The sequence below is a fragment of the Paenisporosarcina sp. P5_A11 genome, assembly GCF_056400705.1.
Window position 1 is genome coordinate 1 of record NZ_JBFUKT010000403.1, and the last position, 514, is coordinate 514.

At 37.4% G+C, this 514-nt stretch carries 1 pseudogene; it reads right to left on the reverse strand.

Annotated features, from left to right (window positions below):
- Window positions 1–200 (reverse strand): annotated as a pseudogene (locus tag AC1DOS_RS20535) (GNAT family N-acetyltransferase); the annotation flags it as partial.
- Window positions 201–514 lie beyond the last annotated feature (314 nt).

Genomic DNA, 514 nt, shown 5'->3' on the forward strand with positions numbered 1-514 from the left:
TTGCCAATAGGCATTCCGAAATCATCCGTAATCGTGCGCGAAATAACCTCTCCGCGTTCTTCTTCTTCCATCAGCTGTTTCGTCATAAACAAGAATTCTTCTGATGAAGTTGCTTTTTGACGTACGAAAGGGAAGACAGATGGGTGAGATAAATACTCGAATAAGTGGCCGCATTCTTGTAATTCTCTTCTTTTTATCATTAATAACGCCTCCGTAACGGGGCAGATATAGACAGTCGTCTGGCTCTAGCCCCTCGAAATTTTTCATTTTGTAGTACATAAAAAATTCCGGGGTGGGAATCGAACCCACTAGAACCAGTCGCAATGCTGGTGGCGCACCATTTGCCTTCCCTCACGATTTATGGTGAATAAATCGTTTATAAAATTGTTTTCATATTTACTATACTAATTTTTTTTCAAAATGCAAAGAAAAAAATCGTGAAATTTGTGTAAGTTTTGTTACAAATAAAACACTCGATTTTGAATGAATAGTTGTAACCGTTTTAGATAAGATT